Annotated in this window: 21 protein-coding genes; 18 read left to right on the forward strand and 3 right to left on the reverse strand. The window is 57.1% G+C overall.

Features of this window, described 5'->3' with window-relative positions:
- Positions 1-16: 16 nt before the first annotated feature.
- Positions 17-901 (reverse strand): WYL domain-containing protein, encoded by an 885-nt coding sequence (locus KJ970_00840; GenBank protein MBU2689447.1) that lies wholly within the window; start codon positions 899-901, stop codon positions 17-19.
- A 257-nt stretch (positions 902-1,158) separates the two neighbouring features.
- On the opposite strand from KJ970_00840, the gene KJ970_00845 reads away from it, so the two are divergent.
- From KJ970_00845 to KJ970_00870, 6 genes are all read left to right on the forward strand, one after another.
- Complete coding sequence (locus KJ970_00845; protein ID MBU2689448.1) at positions 1,159-1,530, forward strand: CoA-binding protein; 372 nt, start codon at positions 1,159-1,161, stop codon at positions 1,528-1,530.
- A 16-nt stretch (positions 1,531-1,546) separates the two neighbouring features.
- Positions 1,547-2,368, forward strand: a complete 822-nt coding sequence (locus KJ970_00850) for a hypothetical protein (protein ID MBU2689449.1) — start codon at positions 1,547-1,549, stop codon at positions 2,366-2,368.
- A 261-nt stretch (positions 2,369-2,629) separates the two neighbouring features.
- The gene (locus KJ970_00855) at positions 2,630-3,418 is read left to right on the forward strand and encodes an electron transfer flavoprotein subunit beta/FixA family protein (protein MBU2689450.1); all 789 of its coding nucleotides are present in this window, start codon (positions 2,630-2,632) and stop codon (positions 3,416-3,418) included.
- Between the two features lie 25 nt (positions 3,419-3,443).
- The gene (locus KJ970_00860) at positions 3,444-4,436 is read left to right on the forward strand and encodes an electron transfer flavoprotein subunit alpha/FixB family protein (GenBank protein ID MBU2689451.1); all 993 of its coding nucleotides are present in this window, start codon (positions 3,444-3,446) and stop codon (positions 4,434-4,436) included.
- 9 nt (positions 4,437-4,445) lie between these two features.
- A complete protein-coding gene (locus KJ970_00865) occupies positions 4,446-4,988 on the forward strand; it encodes an acyl-CoA thioesterase (protein ID MBU2689452.1) in 543 nt (180 codons plus the stop codon).
- A gap of 89 nt (positions 4,989-5,077) precedes the next feature.
- Entirely contained in the window at positions 5,078-5,860 is a 783-nt protein-coding gene (locus KJ970_00870) for a sugar phosphate isomerase/epimerase (protein MBU2689453.1), read from the forward strand.
- 159 nt (positions 5,861-6,019) lie between these two features.
- Here the strand turns inward: KJ970_00870 and speD are convergent, their stop codons facing one another.
- Entirely contained in the window at positions 6,020-6,481 is a 462-nt protein-coding gene (gene speD / locus KJ970_00875) for an adenosylmethionine decarboxylase (GenBank protein MBU2689454.1), read from the reverse strand.
- Positions 6,482-6,611: 130 nt separating this feature from the next.
- Entirely contained in the window at positions 6,612-8,801 is a 2,190-nt protein-coding gene (locus tag KJ970_00880; GenBank protein ID MBU2689455.1) for an alkaline phosphatase family protein, read from the reverse strand.
- Positions 8,802-9,119: 318 nt separating this feature from the next.
- On the opposite strand from KJ970_00880, the gene KJ970_00885 reads away from it, so the two are divergent.
- From KJ970_00885 to larC, 12 genes are all read left to right on the forward strand, one after another.
- The gene (locus tag KJ970_00885; protein MBU2689456.1) at positions 9,120-10,490 is read left to right on the forward strand and encodes a hypothetical protein; all 1,371 of its coding nucleotides are present in this window, start codon (positions 9,120-9,122) and stop codon (positions 10,488-10,490) included.
- A 31-nt stretch (positions 10,491-10,521) separates the two neighbouring features.
- A complete protein-coding gene (locus tag KJ970_00890; protein MBU2689457.1) occupies positions 10,522-11,910 on the forward strand; it encodes a sigma-54 dependent transcriptional regulator in 1,389 nt (462 codons plus the stop codon).
- Between the two features lie 71 nt (positions 11,911-11,981).
- On the forward strand, positions 11,982-13,067 hold the full coding sequence (locus KJ970_00895) for a hypothetical protein (GenBank protein MBU2689458.1): 1,086 nt from the start codon (positions 11,982-11,984) through the stop codon (positions 13,065-13,067).
- A gap of 41 nt (positions 13,068-13,108) precedes the next feature.
- Positions 13,109-14,509 carry a hypothetical protein gene (locus KJ970_00900; GenBank protein MBU2689459.1) on the forward strand — a complete coding sequence of 467 codons (1,401 nt, stop codon included), beginning with the start codon at positions 13,109-13,111 and terminating at the stop codon, positions 14,507-14,509.
- 163 nt (positions 14,510-14,672) lie between these two features.
- A complete protein-coding gene (locus tag KJ970_00905) occupies positions 14,673-15,569 on the forward strand; it encodes a hypothetical protein (protein ID MBU2689460.1) in 897 nt (298 codons plus the stop codon).
- A gap of 75 nt (positions 15,570-15,644) precedes the next feature.
- The gene (locus tag KJ970_00910) at positions 15,645-15,845 is read left to right on the forward strand and encodes a hypothetical protein (GenBank protein MBU2689461.1); all 201 of its coding nucleotides are present in this window, start codon (positions 15,645-15,647) and stop codon (positions 15,843-15,845) included.
- Between the two features lie 221 nt (positions 15,846-16,066).
- The gene (locus KJ970_00915) at positions 16,067-16,351 is read left to right on the forward strand and encodes an integration host factor subunit beta (protein MBU2689462.1); all 285 of its coding nucleotides are present in this window, start codon (positions 16,067-16,069) and stop codon (positions 16,349-16,351) included.
- Positions 16,352-16,516: 165 nt separating this feature from the next.
- Complete coding sequence (rsmI, locus tag KJ970_00920) at positions 16,517-17,188, forward strand: 16S rRNA (cytidine(1402)-2'-O)-methyltransferase (GenBank protein MBU2689463.1); 672 nt, start codon at positions 16,517-16,519, stop codon at positions 17,186-17,188.
- Complete coding sequence (locus tag KJ970_00925; protein ID MBU2689464.1) at positions 17,185-17,811, forward strand: CDP-alcohol phosphatidyltransferase family protein; 627 nt, start codon at positions 17,185-17,187, stop codon at positions 17,809-17,811. The genes rsmI and KJ970_00925 overlap by 4 nt, the downstream gene beginning before the upstream one ends.
- Positions 17,808-18,497, forward strand: a complete 690-nt coding sequence (gene tmk, locus KJ970_00930; protein ID MBU2689465.1) for a dTMP kinase — start codon at positions 17,808-17,810, stop codon at positions 18,495-18,497. The genes KJ970_00925 and tmk overlap by 4 nt, the downstream gene beginning before the upstream one ends.
- Positions 18,487-19,326 (forward strand): nickel pincer cofactor biosynthesis protein LarB, encoded by an 840-nt coding sequence (gene larB / locus KJ970_00935; protein MBU2689466.1) that lies wholly within the window; start codon positions 18,487-18,489, stop codon positions 19,324-19,326. Before tmk ends, larB begins: the two co-directional genes overlap by 11 nt.
- Positions 19,323-20,540: a nickel pincer cofactor biosynthesis protein LarC gene (gene larC / locus KJ970_00940; protein MBU2689467.1), complete on the forward strand. Its 1,218-nt coding sequence runs from the start codon at positions 19,323-19,325 to the stop codon at positions 20,538-20,540. The genes larB and larC overlap by 4 nt, the downstream gene beginning before the upstream one ends.
- Positions 20,541-20,693 lie beyond the last annotated feature (153 nt).

A 20,693-nucleotide genomic window follows, 5' to 3' on the forward strand; every position in this document is an offset into this window, starting at 1 on the left:
ATGGCCGTTCATGAGCCTACGAATCCGATGCGTCATTATGTCCCGAGGGGAAGATCGATGTGATCCGATCCAGCCGGAAGGAGCGGACGGCGCGATCCCCACTCAATCGGACGCGGAGAAAAATCCGGCGGCCTGTCCGTTCCAACTTCAAGGGCGTGACAATGACGATGGTTTCTCCGTTGCGGGCGAGGTAGGCGATCCTGATCGGCCGGCCCGCGCTCAGGGCTTCCTTGAGCGGCTCCAAGGCCGGGCGGATGGCGCCCTCTTCCTCCGCCCGCTCCCAACTTATATCGGGGGGATCCAGCAGTCTCAGAAGATCATTAAGGCGCTTCGGCCTCTCCGGCGCCCGCTCGATGAGGTACCACAGCAGATTGTGTGTCGTCTTGACATCGGCCAGAGCCCTATGCGCCGGACGATTGGGCAATGAGAGCGCATCGGCGAGATAGTCGAGGGAATACCGGTCGAGATCGATGAGATTGCGCGCTAATGTCAAAGTGTCGACAACCTTCATCGTCGGCATCCGCCCTCCCAGAAGTTTCCACTCCCGGGTGAGAAATGAAATGTCAAAGGGGGCGTTGTGCGCGACGAGGACCGCGCCCTTTAACAATGTCGTCAGCTCAGGCGCGATAGAGGAGAAGAACGGGGCCTCCCGCACCGCCTCTTCCTTTATCCCATGGATGGTGACCACTTCCTGCGGAATCGGTGTTTGGGGATTCACCAGCCGGCAGAATTCCTCCCGCTCGAGCGGGCCCTTTGTTATAAGACAGGCCACCTCGAGGACACGGTCATGACTGTCCAATCCCGTTGTCTCCACATCGACAATGGCAAAGCGGGTTTCCTCCAGAGTGGGGTTTCCCAATTCTTCGGAAAATAAATCCCCGGAGGTCGGATTCTCGAACATTTCCAGTGGGCATCCTTCTCAGATGGAGAACCGGATTTTCAGGGTGGCTTCGGATATCACAACGCGTCGATTCGTGACCATTCACGCTGGAGGTCTGTCACGCAACGCGAGGGCCAATCTAAGATTCTCTTTACAGCTTACCCGCCTCATGGGTCGCGGGACAAGTCCGGTCTCGAATGCGGGAGATCCCGAATAAAGCGTTTGCACATCATTTCTTGAATCCCGAAGATGAGTGAATCGAAAGGGGGAGATGTTTCATGAGTCAAATTATCGCTATTATCGGCGCGAGCCCTGATCGCAAACGGTACGCCAACAAGGCGATCAGGGCCTGGCAAAAGCAGGGGTGGACGGTCATCCCGGTGAACCCCACCTACGAAGAGATCGAAGGCTTGAAAACCTATCCGACCCTTGCTGATATTCCCGGACCCGTCAATGTGGCGAGCCTCTATGTCTCGCCCCGGGTAGGAATCACCATTCTTGATGCGATCGCCGCAAAGGGGATCAAGGATGTCTATGTCAATCCCGGCGCGGAGAGTGATGATCTGGTCAAGAAGGCCGTATCCCTGGGGTTGCAGCCGATCGTCGCCTGTTCGATTCTCGCCATCGGCGAACATCCGGATGCCTTTTAACCCGAGGTTCTCCGGCATGCAGAAGGGCGGCATCCATCTCCCGATTCTCTTTCTCTGCCTGGCGCTGGCGGGTGGTTGTACGCGCGCCCCGGCGCCAGCGCCTTTCCCCGGCGAAGCCGCCGGGCTCGATCCCGCGATTCCCGCGGCCTATGAGGCCCGTCTGGCGGTTCGCTATCAGCGGGAAGGTGATCCGGCCAAGGCGGTGCAAGCCCGCTGGAGGGCCGGGCCGGAGGGTACGCTGCTGGTCTCGGCGCACTACGGTCCCCTCGTTCCCCTTCTGGCGTTGGCGGTGCATCCCGATTCCTTTTATCTCAATCTGACGCGCGAAAATCTCTTCGCCCGATCCGACAGCCTTTATCTTTTAAGAGGCGGATCGGGACGATTCTCCGCTGGGAAGGCCGGGCTTTGGATGCGGGCGATCCTCGAACCGCACACCCTTGCCGCACTACTCTTTCGGCCGCACTCATCGGAGCGGAACGGCATGAGAATCCTTCGTGGGCTGGCGGATGGCCCTTCGGGCCGGCTGGTGGCCGAGGTTTGGCGCGATGGCGCCACAGGACGGATCCGGCAGTGGTCGATCGATGATGTCGACGGCCGCCGCTATCTTATTGTGGAGTACCCCGATGATGCCTGGGGCGATGGAGATTTCCTGCCGGCCCGGGTGATGCTCTTCTGGCCCGGGGAACAGAGCCGTCTGTGGATCCAAGTCAGCCGGGTCAAGGGACTGGATCCGCCTCCCCTGATCGAGCAATTTCGTCTCAGAGAACCCCCGGATTCGGAACGGATCGATCTGAAAAACCCGATGGATCCGATGCTGCTGGATTCCCCGGATAGATAAAGAGCCCTATCTCCTGAATGAACAATCGATTCCGGAGGCCGGCCGACTTTCACCTTGACCTCTGAGGGAACTCCCTGATAGGGTGACGCGGTGAGCCAAATGGCCTCTCCCAAGCGGTGCGTCAGCCTTGGGCGAGACTGAGCCCCCCAGGAGCGGGGTTGAATCGAGTTCTTGTGCACCCGCCCTGGGTCGCAGAGGCTCGTTTTATTTTGCCTTTCGTAGCATCCTGATTCTTTGGCCGTCGAGGTAAGGAGGGGTAGCGTGAAAATCGTGGTTTGCATCAAACAGGTTCCCAGTTCGGAGGCCCGCGTTCAGATCAATGCTGACGGAACCTCTATTGAGAGCGGGGAGCTGGAACTCGTCGTCAATCCCTACGATGAGAACGCCGTTGAGGAGGCGCTTCAAATTAAGGAAGCCAAAGGGGGTGAAACGATCGCCCTTACCGTGGGCTCCGACAAGGCGGAAGCCGCGCTCCGCGCTTGTCTCAACCAGGGCATCGACAAGGCCATGATCGTGAAGGATCCCTCACTGCAAGGGGGGGATTTCCTGGGAACGGCAAAGATTCTCGCCGCCGCACTCAAGCAGATCAATCCCGATTTGATCCTTTTGGGCAAGCTGTCCATCGATGAGGAGAACTCAGCGGTTGGACCGGCGCTGGCGGAGCTGCTCGGTCTTCCGCATGTCACCGTCGCCTCCAAATTGGAATGGATCGATGATACCAGCCTCAAGGTGTCGCGCGAAGTGGAGGGGATCACAGAGATTTTAGCGCTCTCGCTCCCCGCGGTTATAACAGCCAACAAAGGGCTCAATGAACCGCGCTATGCCAGCCTCCGCGGTATTATGGCGGCAAAAAAGAAACCGATCGAAGCCATCGATCCGACCGGCTTGGGATTGGATCCCAATGTCGTTGGGGCGGCCGGCCGGAAGATTTCAATTCTTAAGATGGAGCCCCCGCCTCCACGGGCTGAAGGGAAAGTGCTTCAAGGGGAACCCCAAGAGACCGTGCCTGAATTGGTGAGGCTCTTGCGGGAAGAAGCCAAGGTATTGTGAGAGGGTATTGTGAGGAGGAGGGATCATGGGGCACATTCTGGTTTTTATTGAACGAAGGAACAACACATTCAAAAAGGGCTCTCTAGAGGTTCTGGTACGGGCGCGGCAGCTGGCGGATGAGAAGGGGCGGGAGGTTCACGCCGTCTGCGTTGGGAGCGGCTGCTCCGCTGCGGCGAAGGATCTCGGCGCGTGGGGTGCGAAGACCGTTCATGCTCTCGATGACGGCGCCTTCGACCGCTATACACCGCAGGCTTTTGTTAAACTTCTTTCCCGGGTCATGGATGAGACCGGCGCCGATCTGACCCTGCTCTGCTCCACGGCCATGGGCCGCGATCTAGCGCCCCGCGTGGCGGCGCTCAAAGATCTGCCCCTTTTGACCGAGGCGCTGGAGATTGACTGGCCGGAAGGAAAGAAAATCCAGATTCGGAAATCGATGTACGGTGGAAAGGTCTTCGCCACGTGGGTGACCCAAGCAGGACCGCCCTTCATGGCGACGGTGCGGCCCGGGGCGTATCCTTTCTCGGCCGAGCCGTTCGCCGGCGCGGCGGCGGAGGTTTCTCCGCTTTCGGCGGCCGGCGAGATGGAGGGCGCCGGCGCCATTGGGATCGACGAATTGAAGCCCGAAGGCGGCATGGTCGATCTTCAGGAAGCTGATATCATTGTTTCGGGCGGACGGGGTCTGAAGGCGCCTGAAAATTTCAAACTGACCTATGAGTTGGCCGAAGCGATCGGGGGAGCCGTCGGCGCCAGCCGAGCCGTCGTCGATGCCGGATGGATCGAGCACAGGCACCAGGTTGGGCAGACCGGTGTGGCCGTCAGCCCGGGTCTCTATATCGCCGTGGGCATTTCCGGCGCCATCCAGCATTTGGCGGGGATGCGGACATCGAAATGTATCGTCGCGGTGAACAAGGATCCCGAGGCTCCCATTTTCAAAATGGCGGATTACGGAATCGTCGGCGATCTTTTTGCCGTGGTCCCGATTCTCACCGAAGAGATCCGCAAGGTGCGGTCGGCCTAATAGAATATCATGGCCCGCAATCAACCCGGGGCACGGGCACAGAAAAAGAATACGGCGCGAGGACGGCTTGCGGGGAACCCTGTATCCACTTCGTGTATTGTTACGACAATGCTGGTCCAGCCCAATGATTCGAATATTTTGGGATTTTTGCACGGCGGCCAGCTTTTACATTGGGTGGATGTCACCTGCGCCATGGCGGGACAGCGCCATTCGCGCCGGAGCGTTGTGACGGCGTCGTTTGACCGGGTTCATTTTCTTCATCCCGCAAAGATCGGCCAGCAGATTATTGTACAAGCAAGTGTGAATGCTGTTTGGGCTACGAGTATGGAGGTGGGGGCGAAGGTTGAGGCTGAGGATCCTCATACCGGAAGAAGGGTTCAGACGGCCTCGGCCTACGGCACCTTTGTCGCCCTTGATTCGAAGAACAAACCGGTGAAGATCCCGCCGCTCATCCTAGAGACGGAGACGGACCGGCGGCGCAACAATGAGGCGCAGGAACGCCGGCGGGTTCGTTTGTCGGAACGCGCGGCCCGAAAGAATCGGGTCCATTAGGATGAGACTTTGATAAGGACTGGTGATCCCGGCCGGGTTTGTCCCGGCCCCAGTGGAGAATCCGGCCCGTGTGAGTGGAGGAAAGAAACTTGAAGTTTCCCGTATCGTTTTACCAAGATCTGAAAGTTCTGGAAGAGCAAGTCCCCTTCCATAAGCAGGTGGGTGTTCATGTCGAAGTGGCGCTGGCCGACACCGCATTCAATCAGGAAATCTCGGTTCGACAACTTGAAAAGTTGGCGGTTATCCTTCGGGAAAACGAGCTGAAGGTTACGGCGCACCTCCCTTTTCATGATCTTCGTCTCGCGAGTCGCGACCGGCATATCGTGGAGTATTCCATGGATGTCCTCACTGAAGCACTCGAGATCGGAAAGATCCTCGGCGCCCGCATGGCGGTCCTTCACACCGGCTACACCCCCCAGGTGCCGACCGGTGACATGGAGAAGTGGATGGAGGAAGCCGCCGGCAATTTAAGGGATCTTGCTGAAAGGGCCGCCGAGGAGGATATGCTGATCGCCCTCAGAAATCTCTGGGAGCCCGACGCCGATCTTTTCAAAGGCCTTTTTGAGCGCGTGGGCAATGAAAGCCTTGGGATGTGCCCCGACTTGGGACATGCGGCCTGTTACTCATCCCTCGCTCCGGAGGAGTGGATCACCGTCTTCAACGACCGCCTCTTTAATATTCATTTCCACGACAATGATGGCATGGAAGATCAGCACAATTCCTGCGGAGAGGGCGTCGTCGGCTATGACACGATCTTGGAGGCGATGCAGGGGCTTAAGGAGCCGCTGAATATTACCCTCGAAATGGCGCCCGAGGGGATTTTACCCTCATTGGATCATCTTAGAGAAATGGGATTTGACTTGGATATTTAGCGGATAAACAAATCAGAAGAATAGACTCAGCGCGGCGCCGGGTGGCGCCGCGCTTCAGTTTACATTATCTGTTTTTGGGTATTTCTACCCTACACCGACCGGAATGGGTCGTTGAGAACTTCCGGATATGACCCGATCCGGGCCTTCACTCCATTGCAGTCAATCCGGAGGAGACGTCTGAAGCTCTTCCAAGGTGGATTTGCTGTTGGGAGCCATCTTCTTTCCACCCAAACCATTACCTTTTGAAGGGTGCAAAGGCAGTATGATTCGGGGGACCTCGTTGGAGCTGACCTCCCGGGCTCTCAAACCGACCTTCAGCGCCTCAAAAGCCACCCAGGGATCGACACTGTCACCGCAAGTGAAGACATCCACCGCGGCATGGCCGTATTCAGGCCATGTGTGAATCGCAAGGTGAGACTCGGCGATGACGACAACGCCGCTGACCCCTTGTGGATTGTAAGAGTGGAAGACCGCTTGCACGATGGTCGCGCCACAAGCATTGGCGGCGTCCATCATGATATTTTGAATGGTGACCGGATCGCTGAGGCGATCCACATCGCAATGAAAAAACTCAGCCAGAATATGACGACCCAGAGCTCTCAATTTGCATAAACCCTCCATCGGGCGGTATTGACCCTTAACGCGTGGGACCTTCCAAAATATTGACACGCGAAAACCAAAACTACCAGATCCTCACCCTTCCCGCCAAGCGAAAAATCACCCAGGACCGCGATTGATAACCCTACTCATATCAGGGTGTTGCCGGAGCCAACAAAATGGCTTGGCTGTCCAATCGATCCGGAACCGGAACGCTGAGGAGATTGAGCACCGTGGGGCAGAGATCCCCGATTTGAGGCTCCCGTTCCTCTTGGAACTTCCAGTTGGAAAAGAAGATCCCTTTGACAAGCTCCGGCGACAGACTGCAATGGTCGCCGCTCCATTTGTCGGTATGAATTTCGAACAAGTCTTTTGGAACGCCCCCGAGGGATGTTTGCCATGAGACCCGATACCCCAGGTTGTTCCCTGCGCGGAGGTCGGGGATCAGGTTGGCATCGAAATCCGAGTAGATATCTTTGCGGTTAAAGACCTTGTGGACGGGGCATATCCCCGTTTCAGGATCGACGAAAGCCTCGAGCTTCGCCGTAATTTCAGCGCAGAGCTCCTCATACTCGGCCCCCGGCGTCACGATCCCATTCGCTTCCCGCCCCAAGAGGTTGATATAGATGCAGCCGAGACCCAAGGCGTAGGCCCGGGTCCGATCCCAATCCACATTCTCCCAGAAGGTGCCGGAGACAAAGAGATCATCGAGATTTTTCAGATCGGAATCGGTATCGTTTTTAAGCGCCAAGAAACCATTTTGCCGCAGCCAGGTGTTGATATTGAAAGACCATTTCCATGTGGAGAAACCATGATCGGAACAGATCAGGATCGCGCCGTCCTCCGGCAACCGATCCATGGTCCAGCCGACAATGTCATCCATCTTTTGATAGGCCACCAAGATCGCATCGCCGAATTTGTCGGCGAGCTCCTTGTTATAGGCCGGGTGTTCTGTATCCATCAGCCTCCAGAACATATGGGCGACCCGGTCGGTAAAGTAGAAGACTTGTACATAAAGTTGCTCGTCGGGGGTTTCCAGGAATGTATGTAGAATTTCTTCGAACTTGGCGACCGTGACGTCGTACGTGTCATGAAGGAAGGCGTCTTCGTCTATGACCTCTTCATCCATCGCCCAGGTGTCGAGCGCCCACCCGAGTGTTTTCCAATAGCCGATCTCGTCATAGATCTCTTTGGAGAAGCCGCTGGGGTAAGTGATATCAAAGACAGGGTCCTTGGGGTCAAAGTTCACCGAAGACATGTAGAGTTTAAAATCCGGCTCCATGCCGATCAGATAAAACCGGCTGATGCCGCGGACTTTAATAAGGGAGTTAATCGGGAATGTTAAAGGGACCCAGTCGCTCCAGCCGCCCGGCTGCAGCTGGATTGATTTTCCGGCGACCTCTATCGTTGTCGTTTTTTGGTCCCAGTCAAAACTCAGGGACAGTGGAATATCTATCTCGGGTGGTTCCGGGAATAATTTGTTAAAGGGTCCGTACAGGAATGTCTCGACCGATTCGACGCCGGGATAAACATCCAACGGAATGACCTTTCCGCCCTTTTCTGTGTTCGTTTCGAAATCAAATATCTCGGATGTGTAATAAGAATAAGTGCCGAAGGTGCCACGGATATCGGGAACGCCCAACCCTGAGAGTATCCGCCCGTTGGGGTAGGGACCCGGGGGAAAAGAGGCGGGGACGCGGATGACGGTCGATTTGATTTGGTGTTGCCCGGCGACATCCCAAAAGGGAATTCCCTGGCGGTTGTTGACCGGCAGGGGTTTTTTCACCGGGATATTCTCTGCGATGAAACCGCTACCGAAGACGTAGACGGCCGCGCCAAGGATCAGGGCGATGGGAAGGACGATCAGGAAACGGCGGATAATTATCAATCCGAGGATGAAGAGAACGAGCGCGACGGCTCCGCCGGCAATAAGCCCCAATATCTTCGGATTCTTTTCGCCATAGAGGAAAGGTTCTTCCTTTAGGGAGATCATGGCGAAATCAGGGAAATAGGTCCGGGGGTCTCTCTTTAAAAAGTCAAAGATCGTTGTTCGTCCGGGATCAAGACCGGTGGCGAAGGTTGACCAGGAGACTGGTGTCTGGGGTGGATTCGTCGGCAGAAGCCTTGAATAACTGCCCTCCTTCCGGAGGCGATCGAGATGGGGCAGCAGGCCTTCATCCATCCATTGCTCCACGAGCCTCGCGTCGGCCCCATCGAAGCCAAGGACGACCACCTTGGACGGCGGAGAATCGCCGGCTCCCTGGAGTTGTACAAAAATAGGAGGCAACAAAACCCCAAGAAGGAGTAGGGCCGCCAATACGGTCAATATTCCTGAACGCTTCATTCGTTCTGTCCCCCTCACCGAATAAAGACTCGAGTCAACTCAGAGATCTAAATATGGAATGAAAAGAAGATCCCCCTTAATCCATCGGCTCTCTGAAAGCCGGCCCCATCCATCGATGCAGGTTTTCCCAATATAGGTCGACGTTATGGGGAAAGGAATTGTTGTTTCCTAACCCACAATACTATCATTTAGTTATAGTTCCAGTCCAGATCAGCCTGATCTGTGGTGCGATAGCGGAGTTTCGAAATCCCCCTCGGGAGGAGGAGAAACGTGCTGAAAGTCCCCGGTTCCAGAAACCGGCCCCGAGGCCTAACCCGTATGAGGCATCGCGGGCGCCTCCGGATTTCGGGGATCCTCTTTCTACTGCTGGCCCTGGCCGTTCAGAATATCAGCTCATGGCTCACCTATCAGGCGGTTCGTCGTTCGCTCGATACCCAGTTGGGGGAGAGGCTGCTTGCCGTGGCGGGGGCCGCGGCGGCCGGATTGTCACCCGATGGGGTGCGGTCGGTCAGCAGCGAGGGTGAGGCTTCTCCCCACTGGTCTGAATTTCAGGAACGAATCAACCGAGTTTCAGAACAGACCCTTGTGGGGAACATCTTTCTCTTCGACACCGAGAAAAGAAACCTCTTCGATCGGCGGGAGAGATTTCCCCTGGGCTTTGTTAATCCCCTGCTGGATCTCCACTATGCCCCAGTGACGGCGGCCCTGGCCGGTGTGCCGGCGGCGACCCCTCTCTATCAGGTGGGGTCGGTTTATCTCAAAGCTGGTTTTGCTCCCGTTTTGGACGGCCACGAGGTTGTTGCTGTCCTGGGCGTAGAAGGAGATGCCGCCTTTTTCTCGGTTTTAGCCGATCTGAAACGCACCTTCCTCTGGACCGGATTGCTCGGCTTCCTCAGCATGCTGGTGCTCGGCTTCCTCTTTCTCCGCGTCCTGCGTGGATTGGGCAAGGCTGAGGATACGGTGGCCCAGACATCGGCCTTGGCCGTCGCCGGGGAGTTGGCCGCCATGGTGGCGCACGAGATTCGAAATCCTCTGGCTGTGATCCGCTCTCGGGCCGAACGGGTGAAGGCAAAAATCGATCGCGGTGCGGACCGGGAAGAGATCCTCGAGTGGTTTGAGGTCATCCCCAAGGAAGTCGATCGACTCAATGCCGTCCTCTCGAATTACTTATCCTTTGCGCGGCCCGCGGCCGAGGAAGCCCCTGGCGGCCGCGTCGTTGTGGCGGTGGAAGCGGTCCGCGGATTGATGGAAGGAGAGTGTGCGCGAAAGGGAATAGAGTTGCGAATCAAGATGGCCCTCCCGCCGGATCTCTCCGTGACCCTCCCAACACACGACATCCAGCAGATCCTGGTCAATTTGCTCCTCAATGGCGTGCAGGCGATGGAGACGCATGGAGGAAGGCTCGACATCAGCGCCAGGTTGGTCAATGAGGAGGTCCGTCTTTGCGTGAAAGATACCGGTCCCGGATTTGATCCCCGTCTTGCGGAGACGATCTTTGATCCCTTTTATACATCAAAGACCGCCGGTTCAGGTCTGGGTCTTGCCATCGTGAAAATGCTGGTTCAGAGGGGAGGCGGGACGATTCGCGCCTCGGCCGCCAAGGAAGGGGGCGCTCTCTTCGAGGTCGCTCTTCCGGCTCTCTCAGCGGAGAATGGGTGGGTAACGAAGGATGATGATGAAGAAAGATAATGAAGGGCGATGATGAAAAGGGGTTAAAACCATGAGTCCGGCAGGTCCATTCCAAATTCTGGTTGTTGATGATGAGGTGGAGCTTCTTAAAAACCTGAAGGACCTCCTCTGTGATCAGGGATATCTGGTCACCACGGCCGCATCAGGCCCTGAAGCCGAAGAGAAACTCGCCGGATCGGTTTTTGATCTCATCCTCACCGATTTGAAAATTCCACCCCCCGACGGATTGGAGCTTCTCCGCCGGATCAAGGAGAAGGACCCCGAAACGGCCGTTATTCTCATGACCGCCTTCGCATCCCGTGAAACGGCCCGCGAAGCGATCCGGGATGGAGCTCAGGACTACATAGAAAAGCCATTCTCCGAGATGGAGGTTCTCTACCGTATCGATCGGATTCGGGAACGCTGGGGTCTGAAGAATGAGCGGGATATCCTGGCCCGACGTGTTGAGGCTCTCATAGAGGAGACCTCGGCCGGTGAGCGAATGGAGGGTCTTATCGCCCGCGCCCCGATCATGAGTGAGATTTTCTCCCTTGCCCGCCGGGTGGCCGCAACCGATGCCACAGTCCTCTTGCAGGGGGAAAGTGGGACGGGGAAAACATCCCTCGCTCGAGCGATTCATGCCGCCAGCCCCCGAAAAGAAGCCCCTTTTCTTCGTCTCAATTGCGGCGCCATTCCAGAAAGTCTCATTGAATCGGAGCTCTTTGGTTACACCAAGGGGGCCTTCACCGGGGCGGTACAGAACAAGGCCGGTTTGCTCGAAGCGGCCGATGGCGGGACCTTGCTCCTCGACGAGATTGGTGAACTCCCCCAAAATGTCCAGGTCAAGCTCCTGCAAGTCATGGAGGAAAAGAGCTTCATTCCCGTCGGGGGTCTCCGACCCCACCAGGCGAATGTCCGCTTTATCGCCGCCACGCATCGGAATCTGGAGAAGGCGGTGGAGGAGGGCGAGTTCCGGGCGGATCTCTTCTACCGGATTCATATCTTCCCTATCTACATCCCCCCGTTGCGCGAGCGGAAAGAAGATATTCCCCTCCTTATGGAACGGTTCTTGAAAACTAAGCAGATAGAATCGGACCGGATCACGCCTGAGGCGATGCGGAAGCTTTTGTCGCATTCGTTTCCAGGGAATGTGAGAGAGCTGGAAAACATACTGGAGAGAGCCTTGATCCTGGCCGGAAGCCAATCGATCGACCCCGAGCATCTGCCGGGGGTGACATCAGCAGAAGGCAAAGGGTTCCATAGTGATAAGCACCTTTTCCGTCTGCCGGATGAAGGTCTCTCACTAGAAGCCCTGGAACGGGATCTCATCATCCAGGCCCTGGAGAAGGCGGATGGGAACAAGTCCCGGGCCGCACGCCTCCTCGGTTTGACGCGGAGAACACTCTATTCAAGGATGGAGAAGCATAATTTAAAATCTTGATGAGAATGCACCTATGGGGTCACCGTCACGTACCGCGGGGTTCATCCCGGAAGGCAGAAGAGGAGAGAAAGATGAGAGGCCATATAAGAATCATCCTGGCTGTCGGGCTTCTCGTCGCCATCTCGACGACGCCTCTTGCGGCCGTCCCCCCCCCTCACCCCTTGAGCGCTTCAGGAGGTATGAAGGAGACCGAGCAGGTTCTCCTTCAAACCGACCGGGTTATCGAAAGGGCCCGCGATCTTGTTCGGGATGCCGGTTCCATCCAAAGGACGGCTGTCGCCATCCAGGCCGAAGCCTTCATGGATAGAGCCCAACAATCCCAGCGGGATGCCTGGGGAGACTTTCGCCGGCAGCGCTGGGCTCAGGCAGCCAATATCTCGCTGAAGGCGAGGGAATATGCACTGAAGGCGATTGAGCTTTCACAGGTTGAATTCAAGGCACACGAAAGCCTGGTCACCCTGTTGGAGCAGACTCGGGAAATGGCGGTTGAAGCAAAGGCGGAGATTCGCGAGAGCGGCCGGCCTGAAGCCATCCAATGGCTGCAGACGGCGGAAGACCAGCTCCGACGGGCTCAGGAAGCCTACCGGGAGACACGGTTGCGGCAATCGATACGTTTCGCCGTCGTGGCGCGTGATCTGATCCGCCGAGCGCTGGATGCCTCCCGCGGCAGCGGACCCGACGAGGTGGGGCGAGTCCGATCGGATCTTGAACAAACCGATGGCTTGCTCCTGGAGGTGGAGGCGTCACTCCGAGAAGGATTGGGGGGATCGGATCTCCAAACCATGGTACAGCGGGCCAAAGAGGTCCAGGATCGCTCGTGGAGGGCCTATCGGGATGGAAAACCGAAGCAGGCGTCGCGTTTAACAAATATCGCCCGCGAGCGCGCCCTGGCCGTTCTGCTTCATCTCCAAGCCGCCCCCGACCCACAGGATTTGCAGGCCAGTCTGAACCTGCTTTCCTCGCTCTACGAGTCGATTCAATCGGCGGCCGCATCAGTGGATGATGAATCCATCCGCCAACTTCTCCTGCGTGGCCGGGAGCATCTCCTGAAAGCGGAGCGGGAGATGGCGGCTGGCAAGATAGAACGGGCCCTCAATGAGGCGCGGGCATCGGAAGCACTCCTCCGCGAGGCATCCGAGCGGATCCCGTCGCCGTAATCCCGGGGTGACACGGCGCCATCCAACCCCTGGGAACCGATATGGAACGGGAGAGCATCACATTGTCTCAATCCCCGCCTCCGCGCAGACCCAGGTTCGCCCTTCCGATATATACTTTAACATTCCTCTTTGTCATTTTCGCCGGCGGAGGTCCGTCTGGTCCCTCGCATGCCGGTGAGTGGCGTCTCGAAGGGGATCTGGGCTTTGAGGTCGAGTCGGTGACCGAGACCTTCAGCGTTCCCGATACAATGATCGATACGGTTCATGTCGATCCGGACACGCCGATAGAAGAGCAATTGGAGTCGGTGCGGTTCCGAGACCACGACGCCCTGACGGACGGGCTGCTTCGACTGGAGCTGTCCTACCTCAATCCGGTCTGGGATCTCTCTTTCCAGAGCCGGCTGGCCACGGGTTCCGGGCGGACCCGCGAGATCCTTGAATGCGAAATGATCAGCAATCGCCCCCAAACGGGCCGGCTGATCCTGCGAAATGATTTTTATGGGCAATCGGGGGGGGGCGAGAGCCAGGACGGCTTTCAGAATGAGACGAGCCTGAGCTGGCATCCGCCTGGATTGCACGACGGATGGGATCTGCGCTGGCGCAATCGATGGGAGCATTCCAAGAGCTGGGGGGATTCCATAAGCCGTGTCTTTAATTATGACCGGGCTCGAACGGGGATGAGGCTTCGGAAGAATTGGGGATGGTCCCGAGAGCTTTGGCTCGAGTTGGAATGGGGTGGCAAATGGTTGGATGAAAGCACGGTGGGATCCTACAACTCCCTCATCACCCGAATGGGGACGGAGTTGAGCATGGCGTCAAACCTCCCTCTTTCCGCTACCTATTCATTTGAGCGGAGGCGTTATAAAGGCTCAAACGCCCTCACGAATTCGTTCCGGGAGCATATTCTGGATCTCTATATCACCCGCCGCGCCCTCGGAGAGTCCCATCTCGAATCCCGGATGAATTTCCACTATACAGACTATGACACGACCGGGACCATCTTTTTTGATAATGTTCAATGTGAAGGCTCGATCCTTCTCCGGCGTCACCTTTTTGGTGATTGGAGTTTAAAAACCGGGCCCGGCGGCGGGTGGCTCACACAGGTCGAATCGGGGGGCGCCGGATCGTATCAAACGGCCTACCTCCAATTGGAAGTATCTTATGAGCCGATACGACACGGCTGGTTCAATGCAACGACGCGCTGGGGACGCCGTGACTATACGGAGGCGTCATCGAGTCAGATTATTGTTTTCGAGGGTTATAACCTGAGTCTGGCTCGCAGCGATTACACTTTTGCAAGTCTCAGCCTGTTGGGCGACGTGGAGCTCGGCTGGGGTCTTTCCATCGAGGGGTTCCTCCAGTACGACCTGGAGTGGCATGATAGCGCCGATGATGATTTCAAGCTCTCGACCCTTACACTGAGGATAGCCCGCGATCTTTGACGATTAGCCCGGCAGGATCAGATGACTCGTGTTGACGCGGTTTTCTACCGATGACTATACTAGTCGAAGAGATCCATTGGACCGTCACTCCATAACCTCAACCCTCCAAAGAGTCCAATAAATGCTGGGTGGGATTCGAAGGCTGGTTTTACAAAACATCGGGTTGAAATTTACCTCACTCGTCCTGGCGATTGCGTTCTACCTCCATGTCTTCTCCATACAGGTCCAAGAGTTCTCGATGTCAATCCCGCTCCGGCTGACGGATATACCCAGCGAAATGACCTTGACGGGAGAGATTCCAGCCACCGTTGAGATCATGGTTCAGGGATCGGGAAAGGAACTCCTAAAGCTCCGCGCCCGCCGGTTGTGGACTCAAATCAGCGTGGCCGACGCGGGGGAGGGAAGGTTCCAGCGCCCTATCGTCGCCGGCGACATAAGCCTGCCCCCGGATATTGAGGCCCAGACGGTGGAGGTCATCCGTCCGAAAGTGCTGGACCTTGTCTTTGACCGGCTGGAGGAAAAGCGAGTGCCGGTCTTTCCCACCATCACCGGCGCCCCCTCATCCGGTTTCTTGGTCAACGGCCCGGTGCAGGTTGAGCCGGATTCGGTGACCCTGCGGGGTCCCCGCAGGCTTCTCGACCGGTGCGAGTTTTCCAGAACCCTGGATCTGGGAATTCAGGGAGCGACCGGTCCGCTGCGGGCAGAGGTCCAGCTCGGCACGCCGGGTGGCGTGATCGCTGATCCCCCCAAGGTGATGGTTGTCGTTCCGATCGAACGTTTGATAGTCCGCTCGATTCAGGGATTGCCCATCGAGGTTTTAAGGAGCAGTTCTATTCGTCATGTTCAATTAGAGCCGGAGACGGGTAGCGTTGAGGTGCTGGGGCCCGAGAGCGTCGTCGCTCGGTTGCGGCCCGAGGATCTCGTATTGAGGATCGATGCCCGGAACTTGAGAGCGGGGACCCACATGCTCATGGTCAGTGTGGTTCTAACGCGTGATGTTGAGGATCTGGTTTCGGTCGAACCGAGTTACCCGGAAAGATTTAAAGTCACACTTGAATAATATTTTTATGAACCTGTTCCTCGCTAGAGGGCTGCAAAGAGCCGTGCCATCGGAACGGGAGACAAGGAGGATCCCATGGAAAAGCAGGAGTTTCCCTACTGCCCCATATCGCGGCAACTCTGCCAGCAGGGAAAGGTTTTCGCTGATTCCCAATCCCAGAAGGATTTAACGTTCTGTGCCTTTTGGCATCTCGCTGAACACCGCTGTGTCTTCCGGATGGTAGAATATGATCTCTTTAATATTGCACGATCAATGGATGAGATCCGCAGCCGATAACCGGCTCCATGAGCCTATTCGGGATACGGGGCAGGAACGTCAAACGGCCCTTGACGTTAGTTGAAAAAACCCGATAATTTTCTGTTGACGGCCATTCGATGGGTTGCTAAGGTGTAACCACTTCTCCCTGACGGACTTCTGTGAGTTTCAGGGGCGAGGCTGGGTTTTCATCTTTCCACGGCAGTCAAGAGAGATCGTTTCACAGAGGATCAGGAGGGGCCATGACGAAGGCGGACCTGGTGGATGAAATCGCCGATCGCACAGGCTTGACGAAAAAAGATGTTGCTGAGACGGTGGATCAGTTCTTGGAGGCTGTCTCTAGATCTCTGATCAACGGCAAACATATTGAAATCAGAGGATTTGGGACGTTTAGGGTCCGTGATCGGAAGCCACGCATGGCTCGCAATCCCCGAACTGGGGATTCGGTGCCTGTCCCGGCCCGGCGCGTACCTGTCTTTAAGGTTTCCAAAGAACTGAAAGAAAAGGTCGCGAACGCCGAATCCTAGGACCCTGGTGGCGCCGAGGAGCGGGGTTGGGCCTATTCTAGGCCCGGTTGATCTTCCGTTTCCGGCCGAAAGGGTGCCGCGTTGCCGCGAGAAAAATCTGCTCGAGACACTAGGGGGCAACACCAAGGTGGGGCGCCTGGTGTACTCTATATTGTGGCGACCCCCATGGGTCATCTCCAGGACATAACCCTGAGAGCCATTGAGGTTCTCAGGGATGTTTCCTTTATTGCCGCCGAAGACACCCGAAGAAGCCGAACGCTCCTTTCCGCCCATGGTCTCACCGGAAGGCTTGTCAGTTACCATGAGCACAATGAACGGCAGCGGACCCCCGGTCTTCTTGAAGAACTTCTGCAGGGACGGTCGGTAGCCCTTATCAGTGATGCAGGCAGCCCCCTCATCAGCGATCCTGGCTACCATATTGTTCAGGCGGCCATCCAAGAGGGGATTCCGATTCAGGTCATTCCCGGGCCCTCATCTGTTATCGCAGCCCTTCAAGTAGCGGGATTTACGGCCGACCGGTTTATCTTTCATGGGTATGCGCCGCGCACATCGGGCCGGAGAGAACGGTTTCTGGATGAAGTGGCGGCCGATCCACGAACACAGGTTTTCTTTGAAACGCCGCACCGCATCCGGCGGACATTGGATGCAATGACAAGTCGGTTCCCCCGCCGGGATATGGTACTCTGCCGAGAACTCACAAAAGTCTATGAAGAGACATTGAGAGGGACGCCCGAAAAAATCCTGGAGAGGATCGGTGAGCGGTCCCTGAAGGGCGAAATGGTTCTTGTCGTCGGTCCGCAATCGAAGGAAGGCCGTGGAAGGAGCGCCGGTTCATGATGTCTTCCATTAAAAGGGGCGCCCGTTCCACCATCGCCCCCCTTGCCGGCTGGCTGGGCAAAAGGGGTGTGCATCCCAACACCTTGACCCTGCTGGGCCTCCTTTTCGCCGGGATCACCGCGGTTCTTTTGGCCCAGGGCCGCCTGCGCCTGGCGCTCATCCCTTATACATTAAGCGGATTGGCCGATATGCTGGACGGCGCTGTGGCGCGGGCGACGGGCCGCGGTTCGGCCTTTGGCGCGGCCTTGGACTCCACCGTCGATCGTGTCGCCGAGGGCGTTGTTCTCGGCGGTCTTCTTCTCGGTCTGCTCAATGCGCCGCCCGGGGGCACGGTTCTCTGCGTTTCGTCGATCCTCCTTTTTCTCATCAGTTCTTTTCTGGTCAGTTATACCCGGGCGCGGGCTGAGGGCCTGGGACTCGAATGCACCGTCGGTTGGATGGAGCGTCCCGCCCGGTTGGTTCTGCTGGCGATCCTTCTACTTCTGGGCCGGTCGGTCCTTCTTCCGGGACTGATCATCTTGGGTCTCCTGACGACGTGGACGGTGATTCAGAGGATGATTCATATTAGCCATGAGGTGGGGCGGCTCGCTCGAAATGAAAAGACCCGCAAGGTCGCGCCATGAGCCGAGGGGTTTTTATCTCCTTTGAGGGGGGCGAGGGATCGGGGAAATCGACTCAGATTTTGAGGCTGGCCGAGTCGTTGAAATCTTCGGGATTCCAGGTCGTTGTCTGTCGCGAGCCGGGGGGAACACCGCTCGGCGAGGCGGTTCGCGACCTGCTTCTCAAGATCCGCAAGGATCCGCCCGCGGCCCTGACCGAATTGCTTCTTCTTGAGTCATCACGATCCCACCTCGTCCAGCAGGTCATCCTCCCCGCACTGAAAGAAGGTCGGATTGTTCTCTGCGACCGTTATGCCGATGCGTCGATGGCCTATCAGTGGGGGGGAAGAGGTTTGGCTTCGGATCTTGTTAGGAATCTCAATAAAACAGCGACCGGCGGTCTGACCCCTGATCGGACGGTTCTTCTTGATATGGATCCAAGCGAAGGGCGGCGGCGCCAGGGCCGGGCGGGCATGGATACCGATCGCATGGAGAGCGAGAATCTGGAGTTTCATAGTAAAGTGCGCTGTGCCTATCTCTCTCTTGCGAAAGAAGAGCCTGGACGATTCATCGTGGTTGATGCAGCGCAGGGGATAGATCAACTGGCGGAAGAGATCCTCCGACAAGTACAACCTTACTGCCTTGAACGGTTGACACCATCCGGGAAGACTTTTGGGAAAACTGAGGGAGGCATCCATCATGCACCCTGATCGCATGCGGCAGATACTTGAAGATGTCCAATCGGGCGTGATGACGGCTGATGCTGCGATGAGCGCCTTCCGACGGCTCCCCTTTGAGTCGCTGAACGACCTGCGATTGGATCATCATCGGCATCTTCGCTGCGGTTTTCCGGAAGTTGTTTTTGGACTGGGCAAAACGCCGACCCAGGTGCTGGATGCGGCCAAGGGTCTTCAGGCATCCGGCAGTCCTCTTCTCGTCACCCGTGTTGATCCAGAGACAGGACCTCTTCTGCAGAAGCAGTTTCCAGCAGGGCGCTGGAATCGCCGCGCCCGCTGCTTCATTTTGGCCGGTGAGTCTCTCATTCCCCCGGCCGGTCTTGTAGGCATCTTGTGCGCCGGGACGAGTGACCTCCCTGTTGCGGAGGAGGCTGTTGAAACGGCCCGCGCCATGGGAGCCGAGGTGGAGTTTACGGCCGATGTGGGGATTGCCGGGCTCCATCGTCTCAGCGATAAAAAGGAGCTCCTCCTATCGGCGGATGCCCTCGTTGTTGTCGCGGGCATGGAAGGGGCTCTGGCGAGTGTCGTGGGAGGACTTACCGACAAGCCCGTGATCGCGGTTCCGACCAGCGTCGGCTACGGCGCATCCTTCAAAGGTCTAACCGCCTTGTTGGCCATGCTCAACAGCTGCGCTTCCGGGGTTGTCGTCGTCAATATCGACAATGGTTTCGGCGCGGGTTACACCGCTGCCCTGATTGGACGGGGTCGATGCGCCGCAATGAAGGATGTCCGTCTTCCGGAGAAGCAACTGAGGAAACAACCGGAGAAGCCGCCGAAGAAACGACCGGGGAAAGAACAATGAGGATTTTATACGTTGATCCGATAGGGGGACTGAGCGGGGACATGTTTCTCGGCGCCCTCGTCGACTTGGGCTGGCCCCTGGCCTCGTTGGAAAGGGAGCTCCAGGAGATCGGAATTTCGGACATCCGATTGGATGTGGAGACGCGGATCCATCGACATCTTTCCTCGAAGGGGATTCTTGTGACCACCGGTGAAAAAGGAGTTCACCGACACTTGCCGGACATTGAGAAGATTCTTGGAGTCGATCGAACGGAGATGGATGCGATCCCGCCGCACCGTCGGAAGGCCTATGGGGCGTTCCGCCGCCTGGTTGAGGCGGAAGCCCGCATCCACGGACAACCGATCGAGAAAGTCCATCTTCATGAGGTGGGAGGTTTGGATTCCATCGCCGATATCCTGGGCGTCTGTCTCGCTATCTCTGATCTTGAAATCGAGCGGGTCTTTGTTGGACCCCTGCCTTTGGGGACGGGATGGGTCGATATGGCGCATGGGCGATTTCCAATCCCCGCCCCGGCCACCGTTGAGATCCTGAAGGATGTTCCGGTTGTCTGGACCGGTGAATGCGGGGAGAAGGTGACCCCGACAGGAGCGGTCTTGGCGGTAACCCTCGCTGATCAATTCGGATTTCCTCCACCGATGATCCTTCGGTCGACCGGTTGGGGTGGCGGCAGCCGCCCTACGGCGGAGGGTGAAACTCCCAATCTCGTCCGGCTCATCCTTGGGGAGACCGAGGACGAAGCGGTGAATGAAGCGGGTGAGGGTCTCTGGGACCGAGTCGGCGTCCTAACGACACATATCGATGACATGACATCAGAAGAGATGGCTTATCTCACTGAAAAATTAAGGATTGGGGGGGCGCTCGATGTTTTTGTCACACCGGGATTGATGAAAAAGGGACGGCCGGCCTGGGCTTTAACCGTGCTTTGCGGGCCCGCCATGATGCCCTCTCTTCGCACCCTCCTCTTCGAAGAGTCATCCACATTGGGGATTCGGATCCGGTGGGAGGAGCGTTGGGTGCTGAATCGCCTCTTGGAGACCTTGGAAACGCCCTATGGGCCCATCCAGGTCAAATGGGCGCGCCGGGGGGAGCGATGGGAGGCGGCGCCCGAGTTCGAATCCCTGAAATCAGCCGCCGACTCCTGCGGGATCTCTTTGAGAAAAATCGCTTTGGAGATCTCACGACTCCTGCCTGAGGTGCCAAAAACCTCCTTTTAGAAATCAATTTTAAGCGCTAATGGGTCTTGACGACAGTACCAGCCGCGGCTATACTCCTGACAGCGTGTAGTAAGGGTAGTTATCCCATAACATGCCACGTCTGGACTCCCCCCTCTGACGAGACGTGCAGCTTGGGGATTGCATCAATTGGTG

The sequence above is a fragment of the Candidatus Eisenbacteria bacterium genome, from assembly GCA_018831195.1.
GTDB lineage: Bacteria > Eisenbacteria > RBG-16-71-46 > CAIMUX01 > JAHJDP01 > JAHJDP01.